At 32.6% G+C, this 17,804-nt stretch carries 7 protein-coding genes; all 7 read right to left on the bottom strand.

The window, feature by feature from the left end; all coding sequences use genetic code 11:
- Window positions 1-144 precede the first annotated feature (144 nt).
- Complete coding sequence (locus AC1Q5Z_RS13180; RefSeq protein WP_343584424.1) at window positions 145-4,815, bottom strand: hypothetical protein; 4,671 nt, start codon at window positions 4,813-4,815, stop codon at window positions 145-147.
- An 89-nt stretch (window positions 4,816-4,904) separates the two neighbouring features.
- Complete coding sequence (locus tag AC1Q5Z_RS13175) at window positions 4,905-7,361, bottom strand: hypothetical protein (protein ID WP_343584427.1); 2,457 nt, start codon at window positions 7,359-7,361, stop codon at window positions 4,905-4,907.
- A 7-nt stretch (window positions 7,362-7,368) separates the two neighbouring features.
- Window positions 7,369-8,712 (bottom strand): PKD domain-containing protein, encoded by a 1,344-nt coding sequence (locus tag AC1Q5Z_RS13170; protein WP_492445195.1) that lies wholly within the window; start codon window positions 8,710-8,712, stop codon window positions 7,369-7,371.
- Between the two features lie 81 nt (window positions 8,713-8,793).
- On the bottom strand, window positions 8,794-10,101 hold the full coding sequence (locus tag AC1Q5Z_RS13165; RefSeq protein WP_492445193.1) for an IPT/TIG domain-containing protein: 1,308 nt from the start codon (window positions 10,099-10,101) through the stop codon (window positions 8,794-8,796).
- 20 nt (window positions 10,102-10,121) lie between these two features.
- Entirely contained in the window at window positions 10,122-10,967 is an 846-nt protein-coding gene (locus tag AC1Q5Z_RS13160; protein ID WP_492445191.1) for a hypothetical protein, read from the bottom strand.
- Between the two features lie 264 nt (window positions 10,968-11,231).
- Window positions 11,232-12,257, bottom strand: coding sequence for a hypothetical protein (locus AC1Q5Z_RS13155; protein ID WP_492445189.1), 1,026 nt, complete (start codon window positions 12,255-12,257; stop codon window positions 11,232-11,234).
- 2 nt (window positions 12,258-12,259) lie between these two features.
- Window positions 12,260-17,803, bottom strand: coding sequence for a hypothetical protein (locus tag AC1Q5Z_RS13150; RefSeq protein WP_492445187.1), 5,544 nt, complete (start codon window positions 17,801-17,803; stop codon window positions 12,260-12,262).
- Window position 17,804 lies beyond the last annotated feature (1 nt).

Below are 17,804 nucleotides of genomic sequence, written 5' to 3'. Positions count from 1 at the left end.
ACTTAAAAATCGTTAAGAAATCTAAATGTCTAGAATGTCAAAACCCGTTTGAGAATTCTCAAACGGGTTTTGCGCTTATTTATCTATTTATTTCGATCTTTTTTCAAATAAGAATCATAAAGTTTTAGAGTCTGTTTCTATAACTTACCTAAAGTTATTATTGTTTCTGTATTTGTAAACATATTCATTTGCTTGTTTATTTCCTGGCAAATTATACTTCATTACTATTTCGTAATTTCCATATCGCATAAATTGGAAAATACTACTAACAAATCGTTGAGAGAGTGCTGCAAAACCAGGTTCTCCGTTAATGTGTGAGTTGATTATTTGGTTATTTAAATCGACCCAATCTTCTTTGTAAAGCAATGGCATATTGTATTTAAATGGAAAATTACTTTTTGTCCATGCCTGATTAATATCGTTTTCTAAGCTGGTCATATAGTACGCATTTAACGGAATTGCTTTTGCAGGAATAACTCCTAACTCAGCAGTATCTCTATTTGTTATAGAAAAAGTGCCATTTAAAGGATAATCTTTGTATAAATAAGGATAGATATCTGTTGTAAAATATTGATCGTTTAATTTAGATTCTGCCGTTATTACAGGTTTATTGTCAGTATAAGCAACTCCTCTTAATTCTACTAAATCAAAAGCCTCTTGACTTGAAATAGTGTTACTTAAATAAATAACATCTGAATATAAAACTCCAAAGTTATAGCTTTGTGTATTGATTGCATTCATCTTAGACGAAAAAGTCTTGTATTTACTTGTATTGAATGAATACGTTAAACGATCAATACTTCCTTCAGCTTTAGACAAAGCATCTGCCTGATTTTCTTTTATTTGTATATCATTACCTTCGTCGCTAATCGTATTTGCTTTTGTATTCGATGTTGTACTTTTCGATGCATTATTCTGCTTTAGATTACTAACAATTGAGAAATTATATTTCTTTTCCTGGTCAATATTTGGAAAGTTATAATACACTTCATTTGAAGACGTATCATAATTAAATACGATAGCTTTTGAGTTCGAAGTTCCGTCTTGATCAACCTTAATACTTGTCTCCCAACTTGAGTCTTCAAACAAATAATCTTGACCGCGTTTAAGCTGAATGTATCCTTTAGGATATTCTTCTTCAAGGAAATACTTTTGATCTACAACTGGATACGAAAATTTAATATTATTAAGCGGAATATGATTTGGTGCTCCTCCGGTTGTAAACATTCTTTCTTCGTATTCTGTAGCAATTTTTCCGTCTACTTTTATAGGTTGGAATGCGCCATTTACCATTTTTTGGAAACTTACCTCAACTTGAACTTTCAATTCTTTATGAGGCGGAAGAATGTCAGTTGAAACAAAATTAACTTTGTCTTTTAAAGCGCTCCACTCAAAAGTTCCAGGAATTTCTTTTGTTCCGTCAAATACTTTAAATTTTTCTAATATTACTTTGTAAGTCACATCGCCTGAATCTTCAGGAATTACAAAAGCTTCATTAACTTTCATTGAAAATGCGGCTTGTGGCACAGCAAAAACATCTATGTCTGTTGAGCTTTGTTTTGGAGTTACATCGGTTATCAGTTTTACACCTCCTAATGGCGATGCATTTTCAAATTGGCATTCTTCACCAATTTCAAATTTAAACCTGAATTTTCCTTTTATCAATCCGCCTAAGATATTCATGTTTCCGGCCATATAGCCTCTCATCCAAACTGGATTTGGCAATTTTGCCTGTAATAAAACGGCTGCTCCACCAGAAATAATTGGAACTTTTAATTTTAAGAATGATAATTTAACTCTAATTCCAAGTTCTCCCTGCAGGTAGGCATAAGATTGTCCATTGGCATACCACCCGTTTATACCAACTTTACTTCCTGTATTAGAACATCTTGCTTCTTGGTAATCTTTTAGCATAATATCGAATCCCATTCCTGCTTGAAAACGTGCGTAAAAAAGCAGGAAGCTTAAATCTCCTGTATCAAAATCTAAACTAGCTCCAAAGGCAACACCTCCTCCATTTGCCAACGCATTTTCGTCGCGCATATAGTCCAATTCTTTTAAATCGACACCCAAAATTTGAGCTACTTGCGGCGGCGGCGGCGGACTTCCAGGGAGCACCGTTCCTGCCATAAAATAACTGGTAGTTTTTAAGTACATTCCGGCAACTCCTATTTTAATACCGCATCGATCGTCTGGCGTTCCCATGTACATGTACCAATCTTTTGGATCTTTGTGGAAAACTCCCCAAACGGCTCTACCTCCTTCTCCAATTCCCGAAATGAAATTTCCTGGTGTATTAATGTACACATCGGTAGTGGCATGCATCGATTTATTTTCAAAATCAAATTCGATAGCTGCTGCCATTTTTATTCCTACTGCAGCAGATAAATCGCCTGGTATTGACTCTTTTGCTGCTGGAATATATTTACTGGCAAAAGAACCTTTAAGGTCATTTTCTGTTATTCCTAAAAAGCTTTTCTTGGCTGTAACATTTGAAGCTACTTTACCCATTAAATCGGTAACATTTTTAAGTCCTGGAATTTTGGCCATAACATTGGCTTTACCAAAAATAGCTAATCTGTTTATTCCTCCATTTGAGTTAAATGCAATTTCAAAACCAGCTTCACCATCGCAAACAGATTCTGTACCAATAGAAAAATAAATTAAAGCTTTAAGTCCTAAACTTATCTTTTCATCTGGAGTATAGCTCAATCCTGATAGCGAAAAATCTGCAATGGACAGATCCTGATTTCTTCGCATTTTATAATAGGCTCCGCCGCCAAAACCATTAATCATAAATGGCGAAGGCACAGGTGGCCATTTTACAGCAGAATCAAAGTACCAATACCTAAAAGTAGATCGCCCAAAAATAGCTTTTGCCTGAACATTTACAACACCAACAACATCAACCATCAAGTCAGCATTAAATCCGTTACCATATACAGGGTCATTTTCCATTAGGATAAGACCACCTTTAATAATTAATCCACTAAACTTGCAATCTATGTTTATGGCCGAAAGATCCAGACCGTCATATCGGCTTTTTTGCCTATACCCATCATCGTACATCTTACCTTTTATTCCAATTCTAGCTGTAGCTCCTGCTCCAATGCTTTCCATTAAATTAATTCCTAAATCAAAATCAATTCTGGAATCATCTCCATTAATGGCTACATTAATGTTTCCGATAGAAACAGGAAAATTAGCAAAACCAACAGTGCCTTTGTACCCCATATTTCTAACCGAAATAATAGGCGAAACAGTCTGCAATTGAAGGTTTTCAAACGAAATTCCTTTAAAGTCTACCATTTTCTTGCCTTCGACATCTTTATCGTCAGTTGCTCCTTTATTGGTTCCAAAAGAAACCGAACCGTTTAGATTGGCTTTAGGCAAAAATCGTCCGTTGACTAATTTTAACTCGACAGAACTATTGGGCAACAATAATGCTTTGGCTTTCCAGATATCAAAAGCTATAGAATCCTTGGTAATAACAACTAATTGTTGTTCTTCCATAGAAATAAATCCGTTGTATTCTAAACCAGCTCTATTGGTCTGTTTTGGTTTAGCAGAATCGGTTCCTGTATTGGTTGCTGGAGTTGTAGCCGTTTCTTTTTTCTCTGGTGCAGCTTTGCTAATTGGTAAAAGAATCTGTCCTTTTAAATTTGCTTTTACAAAAGTATTAGCGGCAATAGTTACATCTATATGGTCTAAAGAATAGGCCCATGATTTTTCTTGACTGGTGATTCCTCGATCTAAAGGAAAAACATTGTCTGCATAAAAAGTTCCCGAAACTCCAAATTTATCGATAATAAGATTTTGCGCACCTACATGAAGCCTTTCTTTACTTGAAGCAGTATCTGTAGTTTGAAATTCTTTTGGCAGACCTACATCAAAAGTCTGGACAAAAACCCCTTTCCATGATTCCTGACTTGGAACCAAAAGCGAGTTTTTTGCATAATATTCTGGAAAAACAACTACAGGATCATTTTTTAAATCACTTAAATCTAAAACAGCATTGTTTACCAAAAATTGAAAATTGCCATCAAAATCTTTTCCGTTTCGTTTGTCTTTTAAAACGAATGGTTGCAAACTTACATTCAACAAAATATCATTCCAACTTCCTGCTGTAAAACTAAATTCTCCTCGAACTCTATTTGGTATTGGAACAGTTTTTCCGTTATAATATGTTTTAGGAATTGTTGTTTTTGCTTCATCAACTGTTTTTGTCAACGGATCAATTGGCAGAATTAAATCTCTAGAAAACTCAACTGCCCCAGAAATTTTCATTTCTTTAAAACCATCACAATCTATCTTTACATAAGTCAGATCATTTACGTTTCCTGTCGCCATATCGAAACCTCCATAGAGAGAAACTTGCCATTTATCCTCATTAAACGGAATGTCAACATTACCCAACAATACCAATTTGGCTTCACCCATAATACCTCCCTGATGCGATAATTTTACATTATCTGCACCAAAGAAAAGCTGCATGGGCTGTCCAGTTTTTTTATCTTTCTGCGGAATATCAACTCTACAGAAAACAGTCAAAGTTGTATACTCTGGCGTAAAAGTGGCCTTTGTAACTCCAATAGAATATTGAATGTTATTTACTGTATTACGAATACCAATAGGCAGTTCTACCAAATCTTGATTTGAAAATTTATCTACCCAACGGTCAGCGGCTTCAATCTTTTGTATTGAACTTGAAGCAGCGCTTAATTCTTTTGGAGGTGCAATCTCCTGTCCATAAGAAAAAACAACCGAAAGCATGATAAGCAGTGCCGCAAAATGTATTTTGTATTTTTTTTTCATAAGCAAATCATTCTGTTTTTTTGAAAAATAAAGCATACCAACTTCTTTTATATTTTGACTCTTTCGAACTATAAAGAGTTTTTTTTCTATTAATTATTCTTTATAAACTTAAAATCGACTTCATCATCTTTAACATTTTTAAGTGCTAAATCATGATAGAATGGAATTAATTTGATTTTTATTTCTTCGATTATAGCTGCCTCTGTTTTTTTCTCTTTCATCATTTTAAAGAAATCCCCAAGTTCTTCTTTATTAAAAGCAGAAAGATTTTCATTTTGATGAATTTGATCTACAGGTGTATTTGAAAGTATTCCCATCTCATTATACATCCATCGATGAACTAGTAAAGGCTGTAACTTTTTATTTTTTCGATCTACGAGTTTCAAATACGAATTGTAACTCACTTTATCTGTTACATCTTTTGCATCTACACCGTGCATTTTATGTTTATTAACTCTTCCTAAAGCCATAACATAGTCATTCTCGTATCCTTCGTCTTTACGAACCATTTCTTCTCTCAAACTTTTTACAGTTTCATGAATATAATTGTCGTATTTATTTAAGATGTCATTATTTAAATCGTACGCCTTTAAATAATTTAAAGCTTTTTCTTTGAAGCTATCATCATCGGGAGTCAAAGTAGTTAGCGTTAATAGATGCTGTAACTCCTCTGAATCTTCTTTAGGCATCGGACGAAGTGCTGACTGCATATCCTGTAGTTGCTTGATAATTTCGTCTCTTGTTCCTTCGTATGTTTTATCTTTGTAATTTATTTTTAGAATAGGATTTAAAACCTCTTCTTTTTCTTTTTTAGGCTCTTTTTTGGCTGGCAGTTTTATTTTATCTAATGAACAAGTATAATTTAAAGTAGCTGTTAAATCGTTGAATTTCTCGGTATTGGTACTGCTTCTAAACATTGAAATGACATTTAAACCAAAATTATGTCTCTGATACATTACATAACTATTATTAAACTTAATTCCAAAAACAGAACTTGAATTCATATTGCCTTGCGAATTATTGTAAAGGAAGCCAAGATTGGTATTCAGCTTGTCTTTAAATAGTTTTTTAGAAGCTCCAACTGAAGCACCCAAAGAAGAATTGTTATTTCTGCTTACTTCATTTTTAGTATAATTAAGCGAACTATTTAAGGAAACTTTAGTGGTAAGAAAACTAACCGTATGCGCCAAATTATAATTTTGAACCGTGCTTGCTTGACCTTTTCTGATTACACCTCCTTGTTCATTAGCTTGTCCTGCAATACTATAATTGAAGTTTAAATTTTGATTTCTTTTTTTTCCGAAAGCATACGACATATTTACATTGGCATTTTGAGACAATTGTCTGTAGTCTAACGTATCTGCTTGCACAACATTTGGATTGTTTATAAGCTCAAACTGATCTAACTTTTTATTGGTATAAGTAGAAAAATTAGAATAGCTTCCCGTAATGTTGATTTGATCTGTAACTCTGTAATTCATGTTAATAGATCCAACGACACGCTTTGTATCTTGTTTTTTGACTTTATCTAAATCATCCTTTTGAAATCCTAAACTGGTAGAAACTGTAATTTTATCATGATAAAAAGGTCTTGCAAAACGCAACGCAATGTTTTCCAAGTCATTATTAAAATATAATGCACCAAGCGTATTATAATTTGGGTCAATACGCTCATAGGTTAATCCAACAGTACTTTTTTGAATATTGTAATCAAAATTAACATTGAAGGCGTTCATGTAGCTTGTACTTTCTTTGCCAGAAAATATCTTATCTCGAAAACCTCCGCCAGAAATACTTTCACTTCTTGTATCATCTGTTAGTACAGACAAAGCATACTCTACATTAAGATTTAAGTTTTTTACCAAAGAAGTACTAAAAATCAAACTGTTTACAAAGTTTTCTTTTGGCGTAACTCCATTATCATTTACCATGTTTAATGAACTCGCATCGTCTTTAGCATAAAAACCAATCCACCCTAATTTATATTGCGGTTTCTCAAAACCTACTTTTGCTCCATAACCAAAACGCTGATATATCGGAACTCCGCCAGAAGCATTTTCTGCTGAAACTGCTTTAAGAAGCTGTCCTCCCATCAAAGATATTTTAAAGGGACTATTTGGCGTCAACTCTAATCCGACTCCTTTAAACGGATAACCGCTTAATGTGTAAGGAGAAAATGTCATACTTACATTTCCAATATATGCTTTTACCCATTTGTACTTAGGCATAATACTTAATCTATTAAAATCAAATGGAGCAGTATATCCTAAATTATTTCCTTGGTTGGTAAAACTATAAAATAACGGAACACTAAAATTAAAAGCACTAATGTTCAAACTTCCTGAAAAGAGATACGTGAAAGGTTCACGTGAATTTTCCATATTAGAATTGTAGTACATCATATTGGCATTAATATTACCTGTTACCTTAAAATTAGGTTTATAAAAATTCTGCAAATCTATATCCTGTGCATATCCTTTCCTGCAAAAACAACAGGCCAAAACGATACATAACCAAAACAAGATTTTATTATTTATTATCTTCATTTACTGGTTATTGTTTTTGGACTTTGATATCGCATAAAATGTAAGAACTTGTACCGTTCTTTACCATTTCTTTAATTTTAATGGCGCCTTTTCTGCCGTCTTGTGTCTTAAATAAAATAATTTTCGGATAGGTAAAACCAAATTCCTGTGCTCCTCCAGCGGTGTAACTTATATTTAATGCTTTTATAGGCGTATCATTTTCCATACTATCAAACTGCGCTTCGGTAAAATTTAAACCGCAATTGCACAAGTTTTGTGAGTTTACAAAAATGGTGCTTTGCGCATTTTTTAATGCTAAAAACCCGTAGTTATTGGCCTGATCTGGAGAGATAAATCTATTGTATGTAAAATTGCTGTTTAACCCTTGAAATACAATATCTATTAAAGCACTATTCTCATTGTTAATTTCGTTTGCTTTGTAAACTTCGCGTGTTACTGTAGAAAACATTGCACCAATGTTGTTGCCATTATGTGCTGTGTTAATTCCTAATTTTATATTGGTAAATGTGCGAAGGTTTGTGTCTGGTAACACTTTAATTGTCGATTTGAAAACTTGGCTTGTTTTGTCGTTAGACGCTTCCAAAATAACTTCATGAGTTCCTGAACTTGCAAAAACAACTGTTGGATTTTCTTCTGTAGAGACCGCTGGGTTTCCGCCTTCAAATGTCCATTTATAGCTTGTTGCACTGACTGATTTGTTTGTGAAATCAATTGTTACAGGAGCTTCATAATCATCATCTTCAAATTTTGGTTCATAGGTAAACAGACTCACCAAATATGGATTTACTGTAATAGTCTTAGTCTGCTTATCAGATTCAAAGCCATTCGATACCGTCAAAGTTATGGTATGTTCTCCTGGAGTTGTAAATATTACGTTTGGAGGTGTTTTTCCTGTAAAAGAAGCTGGCGAACCGTCCTGAAATTCCCATTTAAAAGTTAATCCTTCTCCAATAGTTGAATTCTTTAGAATTACCTCAACAGGAGAATAATTGCTTTTTACAATTTCATGAGTAAATTCAATATTGATTCCGTCTTTTATTTCAACAGTTTTAGTGAATTCTTGACTCTCTCCGTCTACATTTTTTGCTATTAATTTAATGGTATAAGTTCCCTGCTTGCTGTATAAAATCTCGCCAGGATTTTTAGAATTTGAAACAGAAGGATTCCCTCCTTCAAATGTCCATTCATACGTATCTGCACCCGTTACTTTATTATCAATTTTAATAATAACGGGTATAGATTCATCCTGATCGACATAAGAAGTGGTAAACTCACCTTCTATGGCTATAGCAGTCTCTTGATAACAAGAAGTAATAACAAAAAATAAGAATAAGAGTAAAGTTTTTTTCATTCAGTGCATTTTAAAACACTGCAGTTATTAAAAAACCGCAGTGCTTTTTATTGTATAATTTGAATTTCTATCCCTTAAAAATTACAAGTAACGTTTGATGATTTTATCTGTAGCTAAAGCCCAAACAATATTATTTTTGTAAGCAATTGATTTTATAAGCTGTCCATGTGTATAATCAAGAGTCCATGTCACACCGCCATCTACTGTTTTGTAGATTTTATTTTCTAAAACAGCCCAGCCTGTATTACCGTCTTTAAAAGTGAATTTTGTAAATTTTTCTCCTGTATAAACTTTAGCCCAAGTATCGCCACCATCTGTAGTTTTATAAAAGGTGCTAGAAGTTGCTCCATTAATTAAAAGAAAACCGTTTGCTTTATCAGCGAAAGATATTTCATTAACAGACGAATTTGCTTCATTCTCCAAATAGTGTTCTTTCCAACCATCTGTTTCATTATTTTTAAACAAAACAAATGGGTATCTTACTGTTTTTATCGTTTTTTGTCCAGCTACCCAGATATGATTGTTATCAATTTCTATAGATTTATTGACAGATCCTCTATCATAACCTTCATCGTTTAAATGTGCATTATAGACTTGTGTAAAGTCAACTCCGTTAGAAGTTGTGAAAACATCTCCAAATTGCGTAACAATAGTTCCATTTGTCATATTATCGTCTACATATAAACAATATGAAGTCTGCACATCTTTTACTTCACCAAAATTTGCAAATGTGTCAATTCCTAAATAACCTCCTTTAGCAATTTTTGAAATTCCAAAACCTGTGTGAGACCACCCTTCATCATTCTTAGTAGCATAGAATCCAGCACTAAAACCATTAACTGCCCATTGATTCCAAGTAACTCCACCATCTAATGTTCTATAAACACGAGCCCCAGTTATATCTGAGTTTAGATACATTACTTTATCATTAATAACCATAATGCGTGGTATTCCACCATCCTCTTTTAGCGTATTCTCTTGCGTTACCCAACTTGTCAGTGAAGGAGCTGGAAGAATAGCAACATTTCCGTTATAACCATTCGCAATCTCATTATAGATCTCTTTACCTAAGATTGTTATAATAATCTGTGGTAGTATTTTTTCGGTTTGTGGCAAAACGAATTTAATTTCGGTAGCTGAAGTCGAAACAATTGTTGCTGCCAATCCATCAAAAGTTATTTTGATGTCACTTATTTTGTCTGGAAAATTTTCTCCAGTTATTGTAATTGTTTCACCTACTTCACCAGCGTTTTTAGAATACGCCGTTAATTTTGGTGTTTTTACCACCACTTCTGGCTGTTCTGGTGTTGAATCATTTGAATCTGAACTACAACCATTTAACACCAATAAGAATTGTAATAATGTAATTGCTAAAATTTTGTTTTTCATTATTTTACCTATTTCTATAATTATTTAGCTGTATTATATCTGCTACCTAAAGTATAACCATTACCAACCAATGCTCTTACAACATTCATTGCTGTAATATCTTGGCTCATTTTGTAACCTACTGGATTTCCTCTATTTTCGAAAGCTGCTTTAAAGACTTTTCCGTTAAATGTAATTACCTCTTGATTTAACAACTTTTCATATCCGCTAAAAGTTCCGCCTCTGGCGAACCATGTACCAATTAAATTATTATCAAGATCTATAACCTCATACTTTAAATCTCCGTTTGGAGAAGGTGAAGTCACTTTTATAAACCCAATTCTTTTATCGTCTATATTCTCATTTTGTGCTTTAATGCTAAAAATAGTACCATAATCATCAATCGCTAACTGATACGTATCTGCAATTTTATTAGCATTATCTATTTCTCCTTGAACTCCCAAGCGCTTCGCCGCTATACCTGCCGATGTCCCATTAATAAAACTTTCGATTACTTCTTTGTTTAAGCCTTCTACTCCTATCATATCTCTGTCTAATAATTCATAGACAATACTGCGATCGTAATTGAAGGCACTGAATTTTCTGCTTTTGTTCTTAAATTCTAATTCATTTGATTTTCCCGTCGTTTCATCTTTAATTTCAATCCATGGCAATACCAAAGATTCTTCGTTTGGAGCTTTCTTTAATTCTGCCGTTATGGAATAATTTTTATCTACACTGAAAATTGTAAACAACGGCTTTTTGCCCTCTACAAATCCTATTGTTTTATCGTCTAATTTTATTTCTCCTTTGTCAATTTTTAATTTTTGTGCAAAACTGCAAAGGCTAATTAGCATTACTATTAGGGTTAAATAATATTTTTTCATGTGTAAATTTTTATTTTTTTCAAAATCATATTGTGTTCAGGAACAAAATGCTAATGGGGAAACTTTTAATCAATAGCTTATTATTGATAAAACAAATTCCATTTTAATTAGTATTAGTTATTCTTCTAGCTATTACCAACTATGCGAGCTCTACCGACTTTGTGCTCTTTTCAACCTCCTACAAAACTGTGTTTTTTTATTTCAGTGAAAATTTATAATTCATATTTTCTCTTCTTTAAATTAATAATCTTACTTCCATAAAAACTAGGCTTTTAATACATAAACATTGTTGTTTTCTGTTTTTACATAAAGAATATTATCATTTACAATAATCTGATTTATAGAAACTCCTTCAGGTTCGTTTAACTCTTCAAAAAAGACTATTTCTTTTGTCAATATATCAAAAGATCCAATTTTTGGAGATTTTCTTTTTTCTTCTTCATAAGAATATATATTATCAACAAAATATAATTTATTGTTATCTATACATTGAACCGCGGTACCTACAGCATGCATTTCTTCTGAAAAATGAAAGTTGCCCTTTTCTAACTTGCCATTATTAACATCCACAATCTCATATCTCTTTATTATTTCTTTATTCTGATTTGATCCCTGTATCGAAACAAATTGTCCCTTTTCATAATCAAAACTTGCTCCATAATGCTCAACGAGAATTTTGTAAATTATATCACCTGTTTTGATATCTAAAACATTAATCCAAAATTTAGAATCGTATAACTCTTTAGCATTTTCTTTGGTGTAAAATAGTATCCTTTCTTCATGTTTAATAATTTCTCCAACTATCTCTTCATCAGTTGTACATTGAAATTCGAAGAAATCTTTATCATTCAATAAACTAGATAATCTAAACGATTCTCTATTTCTCCTGTTTTTAAATCTATAGCTATAATTTGAGTTTAGAAATTTCCCGAAAAAAGACTCACTTATGCCTTTTGACTTATTATTTAGATATAAATTAAAAAATTCATCTTCATTTTCATTCTCAAACCAAATAGCATAATCGTTTACATTAAAAATAGAAATACCAGTTGCTTTACTATATTTTATAAAGTTTAAAACTGAAAAGTCACTATTAAGTATATTAATTTCTTCTTTTCTTATAGTAAAAATATAATCGTTACTATAAAAACATCTTATTACTTCATTCTCGTAATAAAACTCTTTTTCAGTAACTAAATTAATTAGACTATCTTTTTTCTGTATAACAATATTGGAATCTATTTTCCACAAATCGCTTTTTACATTATCTATCTTACTAATAATTTTCATATCTATTTCAATTTAAAGATTTCATCGAAATCATCTTTTATATATTTTCTAAGTTTTGAAACAGTTGGATTTTCCACATCTTTCAAGAATTTTTTTGCCATATCATCAGTTAATTCAATTGCATCAATTGACTTCTTCAAATTACTCTCAAAATTTGGAGGGTTTTTACCTGCATCAAATAACCATTGTAATTGTTTTAAATCAACAATATCTCCATTACTTAAATCACCTAAAAATTGTTTTGCAAAATCAGTTGGTGGAACTTTACTGTAAGATTTGAATTCAAAATATTTTGCTGTCTTATTTCCAACTTCGCCTACTATTGCATCATATCTACGAGTGTTTCCTAATGCGCTTATTTCGAAATTAGTTTTCGAAGGTATAAAAACTTTATCGCCTTCTTTTCGTAAAACAGCAATTACCCAATTGGCTCCGTCAGCTCCAGCTCCATTAAACCAATGAGCTTTTAATCCTGAAACTATAGTACTAAAACCATCTTGATTTTTATATAAGGCAAAATTATCCAAATCGTCTAAGAAATTGGTTAAATCTGTTGCTCTTCTTCCTAAACCTTTATTAACAGTAAGAATAGTTGTTAGATCATCAGCACTAACATGCCCTTTAGCTAATAAAACTTCAACCTTCTCAATATGAACAGTAAGTTTTCTTAAGCTTGGATAAGCTTCTAAAACAAGCCATTCTTTACTAAAATCTTTCCCTTCTCTAATTAAAGCTTGTAAATCTGCACTTTGAGTTATATCGTTGACAAAAACTTTTAATTTAGCAATATCATCCTTAAAAGGAGCCTTTTCAAGTATGTTTGTTAATTTGTTAGTATTGTCAAGCGAATTACCTATTTTATCTAAAACATTCTTTATTTCTTCTTCCGTTAAACCTAACTCTTTTAAACGAGCTAAAAGGGTTTCGCTTGCTTCTTCAATAAGTTCACTAACACTTTTTCTTAATTTATCTTCATTCTCATTTAATAATACTTTTGTCTTTTTTCCATTTTCAACTATTTCAGCAATAATATTTCCATCCATATCAGCTGGAGATATTATTGTTAATTGATTACCAAAATCTTGTTGAGTCTTTTTAAGAAGTTCGTTAGCTTTTTTGACCGCACTCTCAACATTCTCAGTTAAATCGATGATAATAGGAAAAACGGTACAATAAGGAACTCCATTTTTTACAATTTTAAATCCAGGTATAATAAAAGCCTTGGTAACAGCATAACTAAATTTAAGAACGGTGCCAGAAGTTTTTACGGTTACTTTTATGAATTTTCCAGCAGCCCTCATTATCAGGTTTATGGCGTCTAAAGACTCCATTACTTGAGAAATTTGCGCAAGTTTACCAGCTTTTGTAAATGATGCCGCAATAGTTATAATATTAGCCAGATCATAACCAACAGTTTCAGCAATTTGGCATGCTTGACCCGTATGTGATTTTTTTATTAACGACCAAATACAGACCTCTTCCTCTGTAGTTGCTGTACAAAAAATACCAAGTTTTTTTAATCCTTCCCACATTTCTCCCGCTCGCTCACCACCATCAATAATATTAGTAACAATAGCTGCCATTTCTGCAAGACCTTTTACTTGATCTACAAAGCCATTCCACATACCACATTTAAATGCAAAGTAGATATGATTCATAGTTACCTCTTTTGAATTTGTGATATTTATATTCCATGCTGCCAGAGCTTGATCATTAATTAAAAGGCTCCAAGCAAAAGGGTCGACTAAACTTAAATAAAATAAAACAGGATTATAATCTTTTGTAATTTCAGGATTAAAAAATCTTTCTGGTATTTTAACTTTTGTAACAATACTTGCTACGCCATCCAAAATTGCTGTAAGAGGGTTAAAATATTTGTAAGTACCATCAAATTTAGGAATAACTTCACTTAGAAGAGCCAAAAATTTATTTACATCTTTATTCCCACTGCCACTAACACTATTTCCAAGAATAGTTTTTACTGTTGCTTTTCCAGATGAATCAAAATCAACCCAAAGTGCTATCTGTGAACCTGATAAACTTGCTAAGTAATCTGTCACTTCTTTTTTCTTTGACGGAAGAGTTTGTGAGTCAGTAATAAATATTTTTGTAACTAAACCTGATGTATCATTAATATTCTGTATTTGAGCAAAAACTTTTAATTTTTCGTTCGCAGAAATAACTCCCGAATAATCATACAAATGAGACTCGGAAGCATTTACTTCTACAAGGTCTTCTTTATACCCTTTATTTGCAATTTTTCCTAAACCAACTAAATAATCTTTATAACTTATGTCTGCAATGTTATCATCATTTTCTTCTCCCGGTTTAGTAGAACAACCTGTTGATGATATTGTTTCAACTAGACCATTATTACCTTCATATGATAACTTAGTAATATTCCCATCAAAGAAGCTTGTTGCACTTATTTGTTGAGCACTAAGTTGCATTTCCTGTTTTAAAATACGGTATTCTTTTTTCTGATTATCAATAGAAAGCATATTGATAATATACACTGCATATTTCCCAGCAGAATTATACTTGAAATTTGAATCCGAATATGAAATTAATTGTCCTTTAGCCTTAATCCAATTCTCGGCTGTCGCTTTAAAATAACCTTTAAACGATGTCTCAGTAACTCCTTTATTTGGATTTAAAGTACTGTGCCAGTAAATACCATCCGGAGTTTTAAATGAATATAATGCACCATTATTAATACTTTGTGGCTGATCACAAGTAAAGATAATCTCTGTACCTTTTGGCAGTTTTATCAATTTGTTTGCAGGAGTTAAGAAGTAACCGTCTTCTTTAAGTACAAATTCCTTATCCACTTTTTCACCACTACTCTGACTCTGAAATGCATACAATTTAAATGCAGGATCATTAATCTGTTTCCAATCCATATGATTTAAAACAGTTCCTGAGCTATAATCCATTAAGAAATCAGTACTTCCTTCTACAGTTTTATATTTCTCAAAAGGATGTTCTAGTTTAAAGATTCCGTGCCCTAGCTCATGAGCCGTTGTATTTAGGTTTTCCTGACTATTAGCCTTTGTAAATACATATCCAAATTGACCATTCAAACGCATGTAACCTTCTTGTCCTGTACTTGAAGTTTTATTGGTTACGAATAGAACATAACTACCGCTACCTCCTTTATAAAGTGCATTTATAGCTTGTTGCTGTGTACTGTAAGTAGATGTAATAGTATTCTTTTCTGTCTGAATTACACTTACATCTTTTGAAACAACATCATCAAAATCTTTTAATTTTGCCTCTTTCTTAAAGTTAATTTTAACTCCAATTTTACTGTAAATCTCCTGAGTTTTAGCAACAATTTCATTAAGCCTATTTTCAGAATTATCATAAGTAGGAACAAGTGCAACATTAACATCTTTAGACGAGATATGTACTAGCATAAAGGCACCAATAACCTGCCATTTTTTGCCTTGCTTTACAGTAGCTAATATTTCTTCTTCGGCATAACTTAAATTTCCTTTTACAGTAAGAACAAATACATTATCAGTTCTTTTAAAGTCAATTTTTGCTCCGTTTTGGGTTTTAAAAACTATACTGTCTAATTTTATGTTAGAATCTGTAAGTTTTACTGTCGCTATAACCGTATCTGAATCGCCATTTAAAACTGCTTTATATGGCAATACATTATCACCAGCCTTTGCGTACATTTTCTTTAAAGCAGCAGATGCATTATCTGGCATTACGTCAAAAGCATATTTGCTTCCGTTTCCAGAAAAAGCAATCGAAATACCTTTTGCCGTAAATCCTGTAGCTTGACCACTTTTATCTACACCATCTGTATTTTCTGGTAATGGTTTTCCGCCTTCGGCAACTGCAACACCTTGATTGCTTCCATTTCCTTCGCTGTCTACGGTATACACTTTTGGAGGAACTATAACTTTTCCATCCTTATCTACAACTCCGCTATCAGTAATTACGGTATCTTTTCCTCCTGGAATAGTGATTTGCTCGCCATTTTCACCATTTACAACTATATCGCCATTGGCATTGATGACGATATCTTTAATTATAAAAGGAACTTTCTCTTCAATTTGCCCACCTTTTCCTTCTCCAGTAAAATCTTCTACATCAGTGACATTTTTCCAATCTGGATTATAACTGGTCTCAACAACCCCGCTTATTAATTGATAATCGGTATTTATTACGATATCCTTAAACTCTACTGCAATTTTAGTATCGGCTAAATAAGGGACAATTATGTAACCACGTCCTGAATATGGGCTGTTTTTTCCTTGCAGTTCTAAAATTGTAACAGGGAAATCGCCGGCCTTGAAAGTTTCGCTTTGAATTAAATTGGTAAGCGGTTTTTGATTCTGGATATTGATTTGCGGTACAATACCACAATTGTATGCAGGAACTCCATTACTTTCAGTTGGTGTTGTAAAAGTACTAGTGTTGGAGTAAGTAAACGACTGAACGCCATCTTCGGCTGGATCACAACTTGATCCAACTCTAAATTCGTAGGTAACTCCTGGCTCTAAATTGGTAATTAAACTCTGCCTATTTAAACTATTTGACGAGAACCATTGTGCATTACGAACATCTTGTTTTTTATATTGTACTTGATATCTTGTGTGTTCTGGAATTCCTTCCCAAGTAATTTTTACACTTTTTGAACTTTGGGCTTCGCTTAATAAAAACGTTGGCGCAGCACAAGACGCGGTGTATTTAAAAGAATATATTTCGCTATATCCATCATTTTTGAAAACAGAATTTTCTGAAAGTCCAGTTGTAGAAATTGCCCTTACTCTCCATGCATAACGCAAACCTGGAGTAAGTATTGGCATACTCAAATTGTACAAAACAGCTGTGCCATACAAAGTTTCTTCATATAAAGTTGGCGACATTTGAAACCCAATTTGAGGATCTAATGTTGGATCTAAAAGCTGTTTTAGCTCAAATTTATAGGATATGTTTGTTGCATTGATCTGACGTGGTGTCCATGTAAATAAAATATTAGGAAACTCTGTCGAAGCAATTTGCTCGTTTTTTTGCGGCGTATTTAATAACGGTGGATCATTTAATATTAAATATAAATTGGCGCAGCTTTTTTGAGATATTTTTTGATTGGTTACAAAATCGTACATCTCAAAACAAAAATTATACATTCCTTCTGGCAACGGATTCGCATATTGCGCTGGAGTCATTCCTTGCAGGTTTTCTAACCTAAAAAGCGATGCAATATCAACATTGGTTAAGGTTTGCAGTTCCCCTCCATTTATATATATCGGCCTTTGTTCTTGTGCATAATCAGACGTTTGGATATTTAGTCCGTTGCCTTGTATGTATAGTTTTAATCGTACTCTTCTTTGCGATATCGAAATATCGGTCGGATTAATCAACAATTGCATCTTTGTATCCATGCTTGTTGCATAATCGGATATTTTGACACTGTACGGACTATTAAAAACTGGTGTTAACTGAACTGGATATAATTGTGCATATCCAACTGCATTAAAAAACAGAAATAGAACAAAGAAATATATGTTATTGAAAAGGTTCTTCATT

The organism is Flavobacterium sp. GW823-FHT06G12, from assembly GCF_058794775.1.
This window is presented reverse-complemented; position numbering and strand designations above follow the sequence as displayed.

Coding starts and splice junctions, on each gene's coding strand:
- AC1Q5Z_RS13180 (WP_343584424.1), bottom strand. CDS start 4,815: ATGAAAAAAAAATACAAAATACATTTTGCGGCACTGCTTATCATGCTT.
- AC1Q5Z_RS13175 (WP_343584427.1), bottom strand. CDS start 7,361: ATGAAGATAATAAATAATAAAATCTTGTTTTGGTTATGTATCGTTTTG.
- AC1Q5Z_RS13170 (WP_492445195.1), bottom strand. CDS start 8,712: ATGAAAAAAACTTTACTCTTATTCTTATTTTTTGTTATTACTTCTTGT.
- AC1Q5Z_RS13165 (WP_492445193.1), bottom strand. CDS start 10,101: ATGAAAAACAAAATTTTAGCAATTACATTATTACAATTCTTATTGGTG.
- AC1Q5Z_RS13160 (WP_492445191.1), bottom strand. CDS start 10,967: ATGAAAAAATATTATTTAACCCTAATAGTAATGCTAATTAGCCTTTGC.
- AC1Q5Z_RS13155 (WP_492445189.1), bottom strand. CDS start 12,257: ATGAAAATTATTAGTAAGATAGATAATGTAAAAAGCGATTTGTGGAAA.
- AC1Q5Z_RS13150 (WP_492445187.1), bottom strand. CDS start 17,803: ATGAAGAACCTTTTCAATAACATATATTTCTTTGTTCTATTTCTGTTT.